We start from the raw sequence: 16453 nt of genomic DNA, 5'->3' as shown, positions 1-16453 counted from the left end.
ATCGTCTACGGTTGTAAACGGCGAATATGGGGTAGGTTATGTGGATTGGAGACGCGTGACGCTCTCGTCTGCGAATCCGCATGTTCATGCGCATCGGCGCCCGCTCCGCGGGCCGGGCCCAGCCCCCACAACGAAAAAGGCGGCCCTTCGCAGGACCGCCTCTTGATAAGCTCTGGCGAAAGCCCCGGCGTTATGCCGGCACCTTCTCCTTGTTGTAGATCGCGGCCGCGGCGCGGAGGATCTCGAGGATCTTTTCCTGTGCCTTGGGCTCGTCGACCTCTTCCATCGCGGCGAGTTCGCGGGCGAGGCGGCTGCACGCCGCTTCAAATATCTGGCGCTCGGAATAGCTCTGCTCGGGCTGGTCGTCGGCGCGGAACAGGTCGCGGACCACTTCGGCGATCGACGCAAGGTCGCCCGAATTGATCTTCGCCTCATATTCCTGCGCGCGGCGCGACCACATGGTGCGCTTGACCTTGGGCTTGCCCTTCAGCGTCTCCATCGCCTCGCGCATCGTCTTGTCCGACGACAGCTTGCGCATGCCGACCGACTCGGCCTTGTTGGTGGGGACGCGGAGCGTCATGCGCTCCTTTTCGAAGCGGAGCACATACAGCTCCAGGCTGGTTCCGGCGATCTCCTGCTTTTGCAGCTCGATCACACGGCCGACGCCATGCTTCGGATAAACAACGTAATCACCGACATCGAAGGACAATGCCTTGGCAGCCATGAACGGGCCTTTCTGGATCGCATCGCTCGTCATGGACGGCCCGTGGCGGCAAACCGCTGTCGGACCGACGAGGATGGTTGGTACGAGTGTCTCCTGAGCAGGCATGACTCGTCATGCCCGTCATGGACCCTTTTAACATACTCGCAATAAAATTACCAGCGCGGATCAGTCAGCGACGCTGCCTCATGCCCGCGAAATCCGCGACTTAATCGCCCGTGCCCGGTTCCGGCGAGAAGAACTGGTCGTACTTATTCTCGACGCCCTTCATCGTATCCGCATCGGGCGGCGTCTGGTCCAGCTTGCGCGTCACGTTGGGCCATTGCGCGGAGAAGGTCGTGTTAAGCTCCAGCCATTGCTCCAGCCCGGATTCGGTATCCGGCAGGATCGCCTCGGCCGGGCATTCCGGTTCGCAGACGCCGCAGTCGATGCACTCGCTGGGATTGATGACGAGCATGTTCTCGCCCTCGTAGAAGCAGTCGACCGGACATACCTCGACGCAGTCCATATACTTGCAGCGGATGCAGGCATCGGTGACGACGTAGGTCATGGGCGTTCCTTGCGGCCTTGATAATTTGCTCCCTGCGGAGCGGGGTAACGGGCTCCACGCGAAGCCGGATATGAACGCGAGGCTGCTATGCCCCGTTCCCCCTCACGTCAATCGATAGGGGACGGTTGCGATACGTTTGCAACCAGCTCTTGATAACAGGCCTGCGCCTCGGGCGCGGGGCCACGTCGTGCCGGCAGCGCCTCGACCCGCAACACGCGCACGCGATCACCGGATGCAAAGGTCAGGATATTGCCGATGCGCACCGGCGCAGCGCTGCGATCTACGACCCGTCCGTCGATCCGCATGCGGCCATCGCAGGCGATCTCCTGCGCACGCTGCCGCGTCTTGGCGATCCGCACGAACCACAGAAAGCGGTCGAGGCGCATGCTCGCTTCAGCCATGGCGCCAGCTCGCCAGTGCCGCGAACGCACCCGTCGGCGGTGGTGCGGGTCGCTCCTCGCGTTTGGGCGGGCGCCGGCCGTGCCATACCCATGCCGGGACGTCCTGCCCGTCCCTGCGAACGGTGCGGAAACCGAGTTCGGCCATCAGCCGCTCGAACGTCGCCGTTTCCACGCCCATCGATGTCGCCAGCGCCGGATCGGGCGCGAACGGCTTGCGGCCCTGCCGCGCGTCGTGCGCGGCGCGCGCGATCCGCTCGACCAGATCGACGCGTACCGCCTGTGCGGCGAGCGGGCGGAACCCGGTAGCGAGCGTCGCGCCCGGCGCACCTCGAGGCAGCACACTCGCGCCCTCGCGCGGCGAGGCCGGTACCGTTCCGCGGACCGCGAGCAGCGCCAGGCGCCAACGTGCCGCCGCGGGCTTCAGCAGCCGGGGATCGAAAAGATCGAGTGCGCCGATGGTGATGCCGATCTTGCGCAACCGCTTGCGCTCGTCCTGGTCGAGCGCGTCCAGCGGTTCGCGCAAACCCAGTCTCGGGAACAGCCCTCCCGTCGCTTCCAGTTCGCCCGCGACGACACGCAGCGCCGGGGTGGCCTCGGGGTCGCGTGCGGCTTCGGACAGCGCGGGCAGGACGGGCAGATACTTCGCCAGCATAGCGCCCAGCCAGCGGGCCAGCCGCGTCTGCACCGCCTCGCGCTGTGGTTTTGTCAGGCAGTCGAGGTCGCGATCCAGCCTGATCTGCGGCCGGGCCAGCGACGGCCCGGGCGTCAGTTGCGCCACGGTATGGCCACCCCATCTGATCGCAGGGCCATCCAGCATGAAGGCGGCGTCCTCGGCGCCGACCAATGCTTCACCACGGCGCGTGCGCTCGCCCGCCAGCCGCTTCTCCGCGGCGGCCAGTAACAGACGGCGATCGCCTGCCCGGGCGGCGGGATCGACGGTGAAACGAAAGCCGTCGAGCCGGCCGATCGGATGATCCTCGACCAGCACCTCGCCCTCCGGCCCGATCAATACCGGTAGCAGGCTGGCATCGGCACCGATCTGGCGGATCAGTGCCGTGGTGCGCTTGTCGACGAACCGCTGGGTCAGGCTGGCGTGCAGCCCATCGGACAGCCGCTCCTCGATCTGGCGGGTGCGCTCGGCGCCGTATGCGGGATCGGCCAGCCAGTCGGGGCGCTGGGCGATGTAGGCCCAGCTGCGGATCGCTGCGATCCGCCCGGCGATCGTCTCGACATCCCCTGCGATCGTATCGAGCCGGGTCACCTCGTCGGCGAACCATTGGTTGGGGATGACGCCGCGCCCCTCGGACAGATAGCCGAAGACACGGCTGACGAAGCGGGCGTGCGGATCGATGCCGAGCTTGCGGAAATCGGGCAGGCCGCACGCCGCCCACAATCGCTTGACCATCGCCGGCGATCGCGACCGGTCGCGGACCCACGGTTCGTCGGCGAGCCGCTTCAGCACGGCTAGATCGGTAGACTGTGGCGACGGCAGCAGCACGCCCGGCTCCGGCCTTCGCTCCAGACTGGCGATCAGCGCGTCGACGCTGGAGAAGTCGGGTTCGCCGTTGCGCCAGTACAGATGCTCGATCCGCGGAAAGCGATGCTCCTCGATCGCGAACACCTCTTCGGGCAGGAATGCGCCGGGTCCCTCCTCGACGACGCCGCCGAAGGTGCCGTCGCGCTGGTGGCGTCCGGCCCGGCCGGCGATCTGCGCCATTTCTGCCACGGTCAGTCGGCGGTTGCGGCGCCCGTCGAACTTGTGCAGCCCGGCGAAGGCGACATGCGCGACGTCCATGTTCAGGCCCATGCCGATCGCATCCGTCGCGACCAGATAATCGACTTCGCCAGCCTGAAACATTGCAACCTGCGCGTTGCGGGTACGCGGTGACAGCGCGCCCATCACCACCGCTGCACCACCGCGCAGCCGGCGCAGCATCTCGGCGACGGCATAGACCTCCTCCGCGCTGAACGCGACGATCGCCGAGCGCTTAGGCAAGCGGCTGATCTTCTTCGCGCCCGCGTACGTCAGCTTCGAAAAGCGCGGCCGTCCGACGATTTCGGCATCCGGCACCAGATCGCGGATCATCGGGCGCAGCGCCTCCGATCCCAGGATCATCGTTTCCTCCCGCCCGCGACGCCGCAGCAGCCGGTCGGTGAAGACATGTCCCCGCTCCGCATCGGTCCCCAGCTGCGCCTCGTCCAGCGCGACGAAGGCGGCGTCGTGTTCGGGCATCGATTCGACCGTGCACAGGTGCCAGCGCGCGTTGGGTGGCGCGATCTTCTCCTCGCCGGTGACCAGCGCGACCTGATCCGCGCCCTTCAGCTTGACGACCCGGTCGTACACCTCGCGCGCCAGCAATCGCAGGGGAAACCCCATGATGCCGCTGGAATGCGCGCACATCCGCTCGACCGCGAGATGCGTCTTGCCGGTGTTGGTGGGTCCCAGGACCGCGGTGACCGCCGCTTTCATGACGGGCAATGTCGGGTGTCTTTCGGCGCGGCGCAATGACTTGGGTGCACAGCATCGATCGAGCCGCCCAGCCTCGCCGATCGTCGACCGACCGATGACCATCCGGACCGGCGGAAGGTCAGAAAGGCCAACGACCGTGCTTCAATTTTTGGCAGATTCATCCGGTAATCGGCGGCTCCGCATAATCTTTGTGCAGTGCGGCAATCTGGTATGACAATAATTGTGTCTTTTTCGCTACACTGCACGTTAAAGGCGCCTCTAAGATGAATGGCGTCTTTACAGCTAATTAGTCCGGCCTCATTCCTTCTTCCCATGGCCCTTGGGAGCCGCTCGCGCGGCTGAAAGGGGGCTAGGCACTGCCCGAAACCGGCACCGTCACAGCGGGTCGCGACCATTTCGGGTCAAGCGAGGGAAAAACATGATCAACACACTTAACTTCGCGCGGAAGTCGTTGCGCGGCAGCACGGCGCTCCAGGCGCTGGCGCTGGTTGGCGCCGGCCTCGGCGCGTTCGCCGTGGCCGCACCGGCGGCCGCACAGGATTACAGCCAGGTCAACGCGACGGGTCGCATCCAGAGCACCAGCGGCCAGCCGATCGCCGGCGCGACCGTGACCGTCACGTCGAACGACCAGGGCTTCACCCGCACCGTCACCACCGGCAACGACGGCACGTTCCGCGTGCCCGCACTGCCGCAGGGCAATTACACCTTCACGATCGAGGCATCGGGCTTCGACAGCTTCACCGACAACAACGTCGGCCTGAACCAGGCTGGCGCCGCCAACCAGTTCACGCTGTCGCCGGCCGGTTCGGCCAGCACCTCCGCCGATGGCGGGGACATCGTCGTGACCGCCGGTCGCGTCCAGACCGTCGACTTCAACCGCAACACCACCGGCGCCGTGATCAACCTCGGCGAGCTGGCGACGCGCGTTCCCGTGGCGCGCGACATCACCTCGGTCATTCTGCTTGCGCCGGGCACGCAGACGGGCGATCCTGCCTTCGGCAACGTGCCGTCGATCGCCGGTTCGTCGGTGTCGGAGAACACGTTCTACATCAACGGCCTGAACATCACCAACTTCACCACCGGTATCGGTGCGAACACGGTGCCGTTCGACTTCTATCAGTCGGTCGAAGTGAAGACGGGCGGCATCCCCGCTGAATTCGGCCGTTTCACCGGCGGTTTCGTCAATGCGACGACCAAGTCGGGTTCGAATGAATTCCACGGCGGCGTGACGTTCAACTGGGAGCCGGACGACCTGCGCGCCAAGTCGCCCAACACCTATGCGACGGACAACGATTCCCGCTTCAACGAGCGCAAGGAATTCATCGCGCAGCTGTCGGGTCCGATCATCAAGGACCATCTGTTCTTCTACGGTATCTACAATAGCCGTAACATCGTGTCGGGCGTTGGCTCGACGGGTACCGTCACCGCCGCGACTACCGGCGCCAACGGCTGCTCGACCTACACGACGCTCTGCGCCGCCTATCCGGGTCCTGCCACGGCAGGCCTTGCGCTTGCCGGTACCGGCTTCACGCGTTCAACCACCAACAGCCCGTTCTACGGCGGTAAAATCGACGCGGTGATCGTCGATGGTCAGCGGTTGGAGTTCACCTACTTCAATACCGAAAGCACGACGCGCAACGATACCTTCGGCAACGCAACCTACACCCTTGCCAGCGGCGGGCGTTACAACCCGAACACCAATCAGCCCGGTCGTTATGCCTCGTCGTCGGTGTCGCGCGGGGGCGGTGAGAACTATGTGGGTCGTTACACGGGTACATTCACGGACTGGCTGACGCTGTCGGCCGCCTATGGTCGTTCGTATCAGCGTGGCGATTCAACGTCATCGACGCCGAATTTCCCGTCGATTTCGGATCAGCGTAGTGGTGGCACGGTATCGATCGGCAATCCGACGGGGAACTCGACCTTCGAGGAAGCGCGTCGCGAATTCTATCGCGCGGATGCTGATCTGTACTTCAACCTGCTCGGGAGCCATCACATTCGTGGCGGTTACGATCGTGAGAACCTGCGCGATCGCTCGGAAACCCTTGCCAATGGCAACTATCAGCTGGTCTACGCCAACTCCGGTCCGAACGGTGACGGCACGGTAACGACCCCGAACACGCAGTATGTGTATCGCCGCTTCTTCCGCAACGGTGGTTTGTTCACCACGAAGGGCGAAGCCTATTACTTGCAGGACAACTGGATCCTGTTCAGCAATCGTCTGAACATCACGGCCGGCGTTCGCAACGATCGCTTTACGAACAAGAACGCCGATGGCGAAACGTTCTTCAATTCTGGCGATAACTGGGCGCCGCGTATCAGCGCCAGCTTCGATCCGATCGGCGATGGCCGCACGAAGGTCTTCGGTTCGTTCAACCGTTACTTCTTGCCAGTCGCCACGAACACGAACGTTCGTCTTGCTGGTCCGGAGCTCGATTACGACCAGTATTATGTTCTGGCGGGCGTGAATTCCGACAGCACGCCAATTTACGGCGCGCCGATCGCAATCAGCGGCAGTCAGGCAACCGCCTGTCCTACTCTGGCTATCGAACCGACGGCCGGTGGCGTCCGGAACTGTGTCGTGCGCAGCGATGGCACGTCGCCGCCGTTCGCTTCGCTGGTCAGCTCGAATCTGAGCGCACAGTCGACCGATGAATATCAGGTCGGTTTCGAGCAGCGTCTGGGCGCTCGCATGAAGTTCAGCGCTTTCTACACCCAGCGTGACCTCGGTGTGTCGCTCGAGGACGCGTACATCGATGCGGGCGTGCAGTCGTATTGCCGTCGTACGCAGACGGGGACTGTACTGGCTTCCTGCCTTGCCACGTTCAGCGGTGCCCACCAGTATGCGCTGCTCAACCCCGGCAAGGACGTTACCGTCGTACTCGACGGCAGCGCCCTTGATGGTCGCGAAGTGACGCTAACTGCCGCCGACATCGGTCTGCCGAAGGCGAAGCGTAGCTACAAGGCGATGACCTTTACGTTCGATCGTGAGTTCGATGGCGTGTGGAGCCTTGCGGCGAACTACACCTACTCGAAGAACGTCGGTAACATCGAAGGCGGCGTCCGTTCGGACAACGGCCAGACCGACTCCGGCCTGACCACCAACTTCGACTATCCGGCGCTGGTCAACGGTGCATATGGCTATCTGCCCACGCACAACGCCCACAACATCAAGGTCTATGGCAGCTATCAGATCAATGATCTGATCAACGTCGGCCTGAATGTGCAGGCGACGTCACCGCGCAAGTACGGCTGCATCGGCCGCGTGCCGACCAGCGTCGATGGCGGTAATGCCGGTGCCTATGGCGCCGCCGGCTTCTACTGCATCACCGACGCTGCCGGTAACATCCAGACGCAGGGACCTTACACCGTCAACACCAACGTTGGTGGCGTTACGGGTCGTTTGACGCCGCGCGGCAGTGTCTTCGAAAACGATTGGCAGACGACCGTCAATCTGGACGTCGGTCTGAAGATCCCGACCGATGCATTCGACGCACAGCTTCGCTTGTCGATCTTCAACCTGCTGAACGACAAGGCCGTGTTCGATCGTCAGGAACTGGGTACGACTGGTCCCGGCGCTCCGTCGCCGAACTACGGTCTGCCGCTCACCTACCAGACGCCGCGTTTCGTTCGCGTCCAGTTCGGTGTGAACTTCTAAGCGCTCGGACGCCTGGAACAAAAGAAAGGAGCGGCTGCAAGGCCGCTCCTTTTTTGTTGTTCGCGATCGATGTGAAACGCCGGCCTCATTCCACCTGAAGCGCCAGTTTCCCGTCCCCCTCGTCCACCCGTACGACTGCGCCATCCTTCACGTCGCCGCGCAGGATCAGGTCGGCCAGCGGATCCTGCAGATAGCGCTGGACCGCGCGCTTCAGCGGCCGGGCGCCGTAGACCGGGTCGTAGCCGACGCGGCCCAGCCATGCCCGCGCCGCATCGGTCAGGTCCAGCGTCACCTTGCGATCGGCGAGCAACCTGCCGACGCGCGCCACCTGGATGTCGACGATCGGCGCCATGTGCGTCTGCCCCAAGCGGTGGAACAGGATCACCTCGTCCAGCCGGTTGAGGAATTCCGGACGGAAGTGCGCCCGGACGATCTCCATCACCTGCGGCTCGACCGTCTCGACGTCCTGTCCCTCCTCGAGGCTGGCAAGATATTGCGAGCCGAGGTTGGAAGTGAGGATGATCAGCGTATTGCTGAAATCCACCGTGCGGCCCTGACCATCGGTCAGCCGCCCGTCGTCGAGCACCTGCAACAGCACGTTGAACACGTCGCCGTGTGCCTTTTCGACCTCGTCAAACAGCACCACCTGATACGGCCGCCGTCGTACCGCTTCGGTCAGCACGCCGCCCTCTTCATAGCCGACATAGCCGGGAGGTGCGCCGATCAGCCGCGACACCGCATGCTTTTCCATGAACTCGCTCATGTCGATACGGACCATCGCGTTGGGGTCGTCGAACAGGAACTCGGCCAGCGCCTTGGTCAGTTCGGTCTTGCCGACTCCCGTCGGGCCGAGAAACAGGAAGCTCCCCAGCGGGCGGTTAGGGTCCTGTAACCCCGCCCTTGCACGGCGCACCGCGGTCGAGACGGCGCGTACCGCATCGGCCTGGCCGATCACGCGCTTGCCGATCACCTCTTCCATGCGCAGCAGCTTGTCGCGTTCGCCGGCCAGCATCCGCTCGACGGGGATACCCGTCCAGCGGCTGACGACACCGGCGATGTCGTCGGCGGTGACCTCTTCGCGCAGCATTGCGCCCTTGGTGACGTTCTGTGCCTCGGCCAGCTGCTTCTCGAGCGCGGGAATACGACCGTAGGAGAGCTCGCCCGCCTTCGCCAGATCACCGGCGCGCTGGGCCTGTTCCAGTTCAAGCCGCGCGGCGTCGAGCTGTTCCTTCAGCTTCGCCTCGCCGGCGATCTTGTCCTTCTCCGCCTGCCAACGCTGCGTCAGCTCGGCCGATTGCTGCTCGAAGTTCGCGAGTTCCTCCTCCAGCGTTTCGAACCGGTCGCGCGACGCCTCGTCGGTTTCGCGTCGCAATCCCTCGCGCTCGATCTTCAGGCGGAGGATGCGGCGATCGAGCGTCTCTATCTCTTCGGGCTTGCTCTCCACCTCCATGCGGATGCGGCTCGCGGCCTCGTCCATCAGATCGATCGCCTTGTCGGGCAGGAACCGGTCGGTGATGTAACGGTTCGACAGCGTCGCCGCCGACACCAGCGCACCGTCGGTGATCCGCACGCCGTGGTGAAGCTCGTATTTCTCCTTCAGCCCGCGCAGGATACTGATCGTATCCTCGACCGTCGGTTCGCCGACGAACACCGGCTGGAAGCGGCGCTGCAACGCCGGGTCCTTCTCGACGTACTTGCGATATTCGTCGAGCGTGGTCGCACCGACGCAATGCAGTTCGCCGCGTGCCAGCGCCGGCTTCAGCAGATTGCCCGCGTCCATTGCGCCCTCGGACTTACCGGCGCCGATCAGCTGGTGCATCTCGTCGATGAACAGGACGATGTCGCCCTCTGCGGCCTTCACCTCGTCCAGCACGCCCTTCAGCCGCTCCTCGAACTCGCCGCGATATTTCGCACCGGCGATCAGCGCGCCCATGTCGAGCGACATCAACGTCCGGCCCTTCAGCGTGTCGGGTACGTCGCCATTGGCTATGCGCAGGGCGAGTCCCTCGGCGATCGCGGTCTTGCCGACGCCGGGTTCACCGATGAGGGCGGGGTTGTTCTTGGTGCGGCGCGCGAGAATCTGGATCGTGCGGCGAATCTCCTCGTCGCGGCCGATCACCGGGTCGAGCTTGCCGTCGCGCGCCGCCTGCGTCAGGTCGCGGGCGAACTTTTTCAGCGCATCGTAGCGGTCCTCCGCCGATGCGGTGTCCGCGGTCCGGCCGCCGCGCAGCGCGTTGATCGCGCCGTTCAGGCCCTCCGCCGTCGCACCCGCAGCCTGCAGCGCCCGGCCTGCATTCGTCGTCTGCGCAAGCGCGAGCGCCAGCAGCAGCCGTTCGACGGTGACGTAGCTGTCGCCAGCCTTCTGTGCGACCTGTTCGGCAGAATCGAGGACCCGCACGGTGTCGTTGTCGAGCCCCGGCGTCGTCTGTGCTCCCGAACCGGACACCGCCGGAATCTTGCCGAGTGCGGTGTCGACCTCCGCGACGGCGCGCTTCGCGTCGCCACCGGCAGCCTGGATCAGCCCGGCCGCCATGCCCTGATCGTCCTCCAGCAGCGCCTTGAGGATATGGTCCGGCGTGATCCGCTGATGGTTCATGCGGATCGCGACGGTCTGCGCCGACTGGAGGAAACCCTTCGCGCGATCGGTGAATTTCTCGAGGTTCATATCAGCCCTGCTCCAACCTCATCTCAGTATTGCCCGAATGTAGTGTTGCCATTGTGCAACACAAGTGTGGCGGATCGTCGAAATCGCCGAAAACAAATCCGTATCGGTCGCTTGCCAGCGGTACCGTCACCGTTATGCTCCACCAGCACAGTCGTTCAAGACATACCGGGGATCCTGCACCATGACGAAGCTTCTCGCGCTTGCCGGCGTCGCATCGATCGCGCTCGTCGCGCCGCTGCACGCCCAGACCGCGGCCGCCATCAAAGCCGCGCCGGTGTCGGCGCTCGTCAAGTCGGTGGACATCCCTTACCAGCAGTTCACGCTGAAGAACGGCCTGCGCGTCATCGTCCATACCGACCGCAAGGCGCCCGTCGTGGCGGTCAGCGTGTGGTACGACGTCGGCGCGAAGCACGAGCCGAAGGGGTCGACCGGCTTCGCGCATCTGTTCGAACATCTGATGTTCAACGGGTCGGAGAATGCGCCCGACGACTTCTTCGAACCTCTGAAGCAGGTCGGCGCGACTGACTTCAACGGCACTACCAACCTCGACCGCACCAACTATTTCGAGACGGTGCCGACCGGGGCGCTCGACCGGGCGCTGTTCCTGGAAAGCGACCGCATGGGCTATCTGCTCGGCGCGATCACGCAGGCGAAGCTCGACGAGCAGCGCGGCGTCGTCCAGAACGAGAAGCGGCAGGGCGACAACCAGCCCTATGGCCTGGTTCGCTACAAGGTGACCGAGGGGCTGTTCCCCGCCGATCACCCTTATGGTCATGACACGATCGGGTCGATGGCCGATCTGGATGCGGCGTCGCTGCAGACCGTGAAGAACTGGTTCACTGCCAATTACGGCCCGAACAACGCGGTGCTGGTGCTCGCCGGCGACGTCGATGTCGCCACCGCACGGCCGCTGGTCGAAAAGTATTTCGGCGCGATCAAGGCGGGCCCGAAGAGCGTCAAGCGCCCCGCGCCGGTGCCCACGCTCGCCGCGCCCAAGGCGGAGACGATCAAGGATCGCGTCGCCGCGGTGATGGTGTCGCGCAACTGGGCGATCCCCGGCGGCAACGCGCCCGATGCCGCGGCACTCGACGTAGCGGCGACGGTGCTCGGCGGCCTTGCCTCCAGCCGGCTCGACAACATCCTCGTCAAGCAGGAGAAGCTGGCGGTCAACGTGTCGGCCTATGCCGGTGGCGGAGCCGAGGTCAGCAACTTCGGCATCCGCGCGATCGTCAAGCCGGGCATCGACCCCAAACTGGTCGAGGCGCGTATCGACGCGATCCTCGCGGACTTCCTGAAGAACGGCCCGACGCAGGACGAGGTCAGCCGCGTAGTGACCACACGCGTCGCCGGCACGATCGGCGGGTTGGAATCGGTCGGCGGTTTCGGCGGCAAGGCGGTCGCGCTGGCGCAAGGTGCGTTGTTCTACAACGATCCCGGCTTCTACAAGACCCGTCTCGCCCGCCTCGCTGCGCAGACACCCGCCACGGTCAAGGCCGCCGCCGACAAGTGGCTCGGTCGTCCGGCCTACGCGCTGACCGTCGAACAGGGTGCGCGCGAAGCCTATGCGGAGGCGACCGTGCCACCACCGGTCGCGGTAAAGGCTGCGCCCGAGACGCCGGTGAAGGGCACGCGCGGGCCGCTGCCGGCCGTCGGTGCGCTCACCGGGCTGACCTTCCCGGCGGTGCAGCGTACCCGGCTGAACAACGGGATCGAGGTCGTCTACGCGCAACGCACCGCGGTGCCGGTGACGCAGGCGGTCTTGAGCTTCGATGCCGGTACCGCCGCCGACGTCGCGGGCAAGCTCGGCACGCAGGGGCTGACGCTGGCGATGCTCGATGAAGGGACGACCAGCCTGAACTCGATCCAGCTGGCCGAGGCGAAGGAAAGGCTGGGCGCGGAGATCGGCACAGGCAGCAGTCTCGATCGTACGACGATGTCGATGCAGGTCCCAAGCGCCAATCTGATGCCGGCCCTGACGCTGTTCGCGGACATCGCCCGCAATCCCGCGTTCGACGAAGCGGAGCTGGCCCGCGTCAAGACGCAGACGCTTGCTGGCATCCAGCAGGAATTGACCAATCCGATGGGCCTGATCGGCCGTGTCGTGCCGCAGGTCACCTACGGCCCCGACTTCCCCTATGCCAAAGCGCAGGGTGGCGGCGACCCGCGGGCAGTGGCGGCGCTGACCCGCGCCGACCTGATCGCCTATCGGCAGGCCTGGCTGCGGCCGGACAAGGCAAAGCTGTTCGTCACCAGCGATCGCCCCCTCGCCGAGGTGACCGCGGCGCTGAACGCGGCGCTCGGCGACTGGACGGCGACCGGCACGGCCGGCACCAAGAACTTCGCCGTCGCCCAGCGTCCGGCCGTGCCCGCGATCAAGCTGATCGATCGGCCCGACAGCCCGCAGTCGGTGATCGTCGGTGTGATCCCGACCACCCTCAAGGGCACGCAGGACCTGCTGCCGGTCGCTACCGCCAACGACGCGCTGGGCGGCAGCTTCCTCGGCCGGCTGAATATGGACCTGCGCGAGAACAAGCATTGGTCCTATGGCGCCAATGGCCGCTTCCAGACCGCGGAATATGCCGCGCCGTTCATCCTGTCCGCGCCGGTGCAGGCGGACAAGACCGGCCCCTCGCTCGCATCGGCACGGGAGGATGTCGTAGCGTTCCTCGGCAAGGAGCCGATGACCGAGGTCGAGTTCAAGCGTGCGATCAACGGCGCCATCAACGCGCTGCCCGGCACGTACGAAACGTCGGACGCGGTACTCGCGGCGATGCAGAGCAACGACCTGTACAAGCGCCCCGACGATTACCAGACAACGCTGACCGCGCGCTATCGTGGCTACACGCTGCCGCAGCTGAACTCCGCGATCCAGAGTGCGTTGGATGCCAAGCGGATAACCTGGGTCGTCGTCGGTGACGCGGCCAAGGTGAAGCCGCAGCTTGACACCCTTGGCCTGCCGGTCGAGGTCGTGCCGGCAAGTGCGGTGGCCGGCGGTTCTGCCGGTGCCGTGACCGCAGCGAAGTAAGGAGAGTGGCAATGGCCGATGTCGATGGCAGCTGGGACTGCACCGTTAAATCGCCGCTGGGCGACCAGAACCTGACCCTGACCGTGAACAGCGACGGGTCGACCTTCACCGGCACCGCATCGGGTGCGATGGGCTCGAGCGACGTGACCGGGGAAGTCTCGGGCAACACGATCACCTGGAAGCAGCAGATGACCGTGCCGATGCCGATGACGCTCGATTGCGAAGCGACGGCGGAGGGCGACACGCTGACCGGCACGGTCGGCGCCGGCGCGTTCGGCAGCTTCCCGCTGTCGGGCAAGCGCACGGGTTGATCCGATCGGCAACCGCCGATCGTAGCGCATGCGCGGCCCGTCTCCTGACGAGGAGGCGGGCCGTGACGGTTTCCGGGGCGCCGCTTCGCGGCCGATCGATCGCTGGCATCGGAATGGAGGATGCCCGATGCGCGTCGCAGGGTCATGTTCGACGCGCGGGCCTCGACCTGTCATGCTACATGACGAGGCAGTGGTATCGGGATGTATGACGCTTAGGTACATCGTAAGGGCGGCAGGCGTTGTAACGCTGGGCGTGACCGCAGCGGCTGGTGCACAGGTGCCGACAACCCCGGGCGCCGTATCCGGAACGCCGACACCGCCCACCGACGATATCGTGGTGAATGGGTTGCGGGATCTCGATCTCAACGATCCCGAGGCACCGGTGACGCATCGGACCATGGGCACCAATCGGACCGGTTACAGCGCCAATGCCAGCAACGGCATCTTCGCGATGTCGGAGCGGTTTGCACGATGCGCGGTCACGCCGGAACTCAACGCGAAGCCCGCGGCGCGCGACGCGCTGCGCCGGGCACTGGATGGCCCCATCAACGGCGCCGGGCAGCGCTTCTGGCAAGGTCGTTTCGTCGGCCTGCGTTCGACCTGCGCGCAGGACCCGCAACTCGCGCGGCTGCACGGCCTCGCCGCGATCGACGGCAAGCATTACGATCCAAGTTATTATGATCGCGGCGCAATGTACCTTCGCGCCCTCCAGATTTTCGCGCCGGGACTGACTATGACTAGGGCGCAAACGGCTGATCCGGTCGTGCAACGGCGGTTCGATGCACGCGAGATCCCGCTCGCGCGTTATCGCTTACCGGTCGACCGCCGGTATTTCGAGATCGCCGTATGTCTGGTCCGGATGCAGCCCGAACGATCGTTGCGTCTGGTGCGAACCCAACGCGCCGACCTGATCGGCAACCTGGAAGCATCGATCGTCGGCGGTGGGCTCGTCTGTGTCGGTCGTGCGAAAAAGGTCTATTTCGATCCGGCGCAATTTCGCATGTACGTTGCTGATGCGGTATATCGCTGGGCAGTCGCGATCAAAGGAACCGATTCGCTCGTTCCCGCGCCCTGAGTAAACGGTGCGCGACATGCGTGCTACCGCACGATGCGGGTGATGTGTCCCATCTTGCGTCCGGGGCGCGCCGTGCCCTTGCCGTAAAGATGCAGATGCGCGCCCGGCTCGCGCAGCGCCGGCTGCCAGGAATCCTCGCCGATCAGGTTTTCGAGCGCGACGGTTCGCCCGGTCAGCGCGGTGCTGCCGAGCGGGAGGCCGCAGATCGCGCGGATGTGGTTTTCGAATTGCGAGGTTTCCGCGCCCTCGATCGTCCAATGCCCCGAATTGTGCACGCGCGGCGCCATCTCGTTGAACACGGGGCCGTCGGCGGTCGCAAAGAATTCGCATGCCAGCACGCCCACGTAGTCCAGCTCGGCGGCGATGCGACAGGCGAGGGCGGTCGCCTCTTCCGCCTGACCCAGGATGTCGCGCGGAGCGGGCACGGTCGAGGTGCGCAGGATCGCGTCGACGTGGACGTTATGCGGCGGGTCGTAGCGCACCGTCGCGCCATCCTGTGCGCGCGCGATCAGGATCGAGAATTCGTGGCTGAATGTGACGAACGCCTCCAGCACCGCCGGACCGCCGATCGCCTCCCACGCCGCATCCGCATCGGCAGGTGTGTGCAACCGCACCTGTCCCTTGCCGTCATAACCGAAGCGTGCGGTCTTCAGCACCGCGGGCGTGCCGACATGGGCCAGCGCCACCTCCAGCGATTCGCGGCTGTCGACCGCGGCCCAGCGCGCCGGGCGGCCACCGACGTGCTCGACGAAGCGCTTTTCGGCGATCCGCTCCTGCGCCGCCGCCAGCGCGCGCGGGTGGGGGTGGACCGGCACGCGTTCCGCCAGCCATTCGACCGGCGCCAGCGCGATATTCTCGAATTCGTAGGTGACGACGTCGCACGACGCGGCGAAATCGGCGAGGACGATGCGGTTGTGATAATCCGCCCGCGTCATGCTGGATGCGGTCTGCGCCGCGACGCTCTCGCGGTCGGGCGCGAGCACGTGCGTGCGATAGCCGAGCTGCGCCGCCGCCACCCCGAGCATACGGCCCAATTGTCCGCCGCCGAGAATGCCGATCGTGCTGCCGGGCTTCAGCATCATGCCGGTTCGGTGGCGACCGCGTCGGTCTGCTTCTGCCGCCACGCCTGCAGCCGCTGCGAGAGCGCTTCGTCGCTGGTGGCGAGAATCGCCGCAGCGAGCAGTCCGGCATTGATCGCGCCGGCCTTGCCGATCGCGAGGCAGCCGACCGGAATGCCCGCGGGCATCTGCACGATCGACAGCAGCGAATCCTGCCCCTTCAACGCCTTGCTCTGCACCGGCACGCCCAGCACCGGCAAATGCGTCATCGCCGCCGCCATGCCCGGCAGGTGCGCCGCGCCGCCGGCACCTGCGATCACCACTTTCAGCCCACGATCCGCCGCGGTCTTCGTATAATCGTATAGCCGGTCGGGGGTACGATGCGCCGAGACGACCCTGGTCTCATGCGGCACGCCAAGTTCGGCCAGCACGTCCGCCGCGCCCTGCATCGTCTCCCAGTCGGACGTCGAGCCCATGATGATGCCGACCAGCGGATATTCCATCGCGCGCACCTAGCGG

At 65.4% G+C, this 16453-nt stretch carries 11 protein-coding genes; 4 read left to right on the top strand and 7 right to left on the bottom strand.

Annotated elements, in window-relative coordinates; all coding sequences use genetic code 11:
• Nucleotides 1-190 precede the first annotated feature (190 nt).
• From NF699_11945 to NF699_11930, 4 genes are all read right to left on the bottom strand, one after another.
• Nucleotides 191-724 carry a CarD family transcriptional regulator gene (locus tag NF699_11945; protein USU07070.1) on the bottom strand — a complete coding sequence of 178 codons (534 nt, stop codon included), beginning with the start codon at nt 722-724 and terminating at the stop codon, nt 191-193.
• A gap of 205 nt (nt 725-929) precedes the next feature.
• Nucleotides 930-1271 (bottom strand): ferredoxin family protein, encoded by a 342-nt coding sequence (locus NF699_11940; protein USU03784.1) that lies wholly within the window; start codon nt 1269-1271, stop codon nt 930-932.
• 107 nt (nt 1272-1378) lie between these two features.
• Complete coding sequence (locus NF699_11935; protein USU03783.1) at nt 1379-1672, bottom strand: S4 domain-containing protein; 294 nt, start codon at nt 1670-1672, stop codon at nt 1379-1381.
• Nucleotides 1665-4142: a helicase gene (locus tag NF699_11930; protein ID USU03782.1), complete on the bottom strand. Its 2478-nt coding sequence runs from the start codon at nt 4140-4142 to the stop codon at nt 1665-1667. The genes NF699_11935 and NF699_11930 overlap by 8 nt, the downstream gene beginning before the upstream one ends.
• A 418-nt stretch (nt 4143-4560) precedes the next feature.
• On the opposite strand from NF699_11930, the gene NF699_11925 reads away from it, so the two are divergent.
• Nucleotides 4561-7800 carry a TonB-dependent receptor gene (locus NF699_11925; GenBank protein ID USU03781.1) on the top strand — a complete coding sequence of 1080 codons (3240 nt, stop codon included), beginning with the start codon at nt 4561-4563 and terminating at the stop codon, nt 7798-7800.
• An 85-nt stretch (nt 7801-7885) separates the two neighbouring features.
• On the opposite strand, the gene clpB is transcribed toward NF699_11925, so the two are convergent.
• A complete protein-coding gene (gene clpB, locus NF699_11920; GenBank protein USU03780.1) occupies nt 7886-10465 on the bottom strand; it encodes an ATP-dependent chaperone ClpB in 2580 nt (859 codons plus the stop codon).
• 181 nt (nt 10466-10646) lie between these two features.
• Here clpB and NF699_11915 point away from each other — a divergent pair, with 181 nt between their 5' ends.
• The 3 genes from NF699_11915 (at nt 10647) to NF699_11905 (ending at nt 14876) form a co-directional block, all read left to right on the top strand.
• Complete coding sequence (locus tag NF699_11915) at nt 10647-13490, top strand: insulinase family protein (GenBank protein ID USU03779.1); 2844 nt, start codon at nt 10647-10649, stop codon at nt 13488-13490.
• An 11-nt stretch (nt 13491-13501) separates the two neighbouring features.
• On the top strand, nt 13502-13801 hold the full coding sequence (locus NF699_11910) for a hypothetical protein (GenBank protein USU03778.1): 300 nt from the start codon (nt 13502-13504) through the stop codon (nt 13799-13801).
• 253 nt (nt 13802-14054) lie between these two features.
• The gene (locus tag NF699_11905) at nt 14055-14876 is read left to right on the top strand and encodes a hypothetical protein (protein ID USU03777.1); all 822 of its coding nucleotides are present in this window, start codon (nt 14055-14057) and stop codon (nt 14874-14876) included.
• 23 nt (nt 14877-14899) lie between these two features.
• Here the strand turns inward: NF699_11905 and NF699_11900 are convergent, their stop codons facing one another.
• Nucleotides 14900-15955 carry a 5-(carboxyamino)imidazole ribonucleotide synthase gene (locus NF699_11900; GenBank protein USU07069.1) on the bottom strand — a complete coding sequence of 352 codons (1056 nt, stop codon included), beginning with the start codon at nt 15953-15955 and terminating at the stop codon, nt 14900-14902.
• Nucleotides 15955-16437: a 5-(carboxyamino)imidazole ribonucleotide mutase gene (gene purE / locus NF699_11895; protein ID USU03776.1), complete on the bottom strand. Its 483-nt coding sequence runs from the start codon at nt 16435-16437 to the stop codon at nt 15955-15957. The genes NF699_11900 and purE overlap by 1 nt, the downstream gene beginning before the upstream one ends.
• Between the last annotated feature and the right edge of the window lie 16 nt (nt 16438-16453).

The organism is Sphingomonadaceae bacterium OTU29LAMAA1 (assembly GCA_024072375.1).
In the GTDB taxonomy this organism is placed as follows: domain Bacteria; phylum Pseudomonadota; class Alphaproteobacteria; order Sphingomonadales; family Sphingomonadaceae; genus Sphingomonas.
The sequence above is the reverse complement of the archived record's forward strand: the minus strand, read 5'-3'. Positions and strand labels throughout refer to the sequence as shown.

What these genes read in the sequence shown, in the direction of transcription:
- NF699_11935 (USU03783.1), bottom strand. Translation starts at nt 1,672, where the DNA reads ATGGCTGAAGCGAGCATGCGCCTCGACCGCTTTCTGTGGTTCGTGCGG.
- NF699_11900 (USU07069.1), bottom strand. Translation starts at nt 15,955, where the DNA reads ATGCTGAAGCCCGGCAGCACGATCGGCATTCTCGGCGGCGGACAATTG.
- NF699_11910 (USU03778.1), top strand. Translation starts at nt 13,502, where the DNA reads ATGGCCGATGTCGATGGCAGCTGGGACTGCACCGTTAAATCGCCGCTG.
- NF699_11915 (USU03779.1), top strand. Translation starts at nt 10,647, where the DNA reads ATGACGAAGCTTCTCGCGCTTGCCGGCGTCGCATCGATCGCGCTCGTC.
- NF699_11940 (USU03784.1), bottom strand. Translation starts at nt 1,271, where the DNA reads ATGACCTACGTCGTCACCGATGCCTGCATCCGCTGCAAGTATATGGAC.
- NF699_11925 (USU03781.1), top strand. Translation starts at nt 4,561, where the DNA reads ATGATCAACACACTTAACTTCGCGCGGAAGTCGTTGCGCGGCAGCACG.
- clpB (USU03780.1), bottom strand. Translation starts at nt 10,465, where the DNA reads ATGAACCTCGAGAAATTCACCGATCGCGCGAAGGGTTTCCTCCAGTCG.
- purE (USU03776.1), bottom strand. Translation starts at nt 16,437, where the DNA reads ATGGAATATCCGCTGGTCGGCATCATCATGGGCTCGACGTCCGACTGG.
- NF699_11930 (USU03782.1), bottom strand. Translation starts at nt 4,142, where the DNA reads ATGAAAGCGGCGGTCACCGCGGTCCTGGGACCCACCAACACCGGCAAG.
- NF699_11945 (USU07070.1), bottom strand. Translation starts at nt 724, where the DNA reads ATGGCTGCCAAGGCATTGTCCTTCGATGTCGGTGATTACGTTGTTTAT.